The following is a 574-nucleotide window of genomic DNA, read 5'->3' as shown; positions in this document are numbered from 1 at the left end:
TCGAAGGCCTGGCCCATGGCAGTCGAGTTCTCCTGCATGGCCGACATCTGGTCCTGCATGCCCTTCTGCGTCTGATACATCGTGAGCATGTAGGTCTTCATGTTCTTCATGGTCTCGATCATCGAAGGCATGAGCGCGACCATCTGCGGCATGAGGCTGTCCAACCGCTCCATGTCCGGCATCAACTGCTGGATGTCGTCGGTCATGGTGTCGATGCCGTCGAGGGTGTCGAAGATCGACCGGATCGACCAGCAGACCGGGATGTTGTAGCAGTGCGGTTCCCAGTAGAGGTAGTTCCGGATGGGTCGCAGGAAGTCGTCGAAATCGCTGATGTGGTCCCGCAGTTCGGCGATGTCCACAGTCATGTTCTTCATCTTGGTGACCATGCTGTGGGTGGTGTCGGCCATCTGCACGGTGATGCTCTGCATCTTCTCCATCGTGTTGATGGTCGTCTGCATGTCATCGGCCTGCTTGAGCATGTTGGCCATCATGTCCTGCTGGTACTTCTCGTTCATCCGCTGCGTGGTGCCCTGCATGCTGATCTGGAACGGGATCGAGGTGTGCTCGATCGGGG

Annotated in this window: 1 protein-coding gene; it reads right to left on the bottom strand. The window is 57.5% G+C overall.

Going from position 1 to position 574, the window contains the following annotated elements:
* Positions 1-574: MMPL family transporter (locus tag A5727_RS20975; protein WP_157521490.1), on the bottom strand; the 574-nt coding region annotated here is incomplete at both ends.

It is taken from the genome of Mycobacterium sp. ACS4331 (assembly GCF_001667265.1).
In the GTDB taxonomy this organism is placed as follows: Bacteria; Actinomycetota; Actinomycetes; order Mycobacteriales; family Mycobacteriaceae; genus Mycobacterium.
This window is presented reverse-complemented; position numbering and strand designations above follow the sequence as displayed.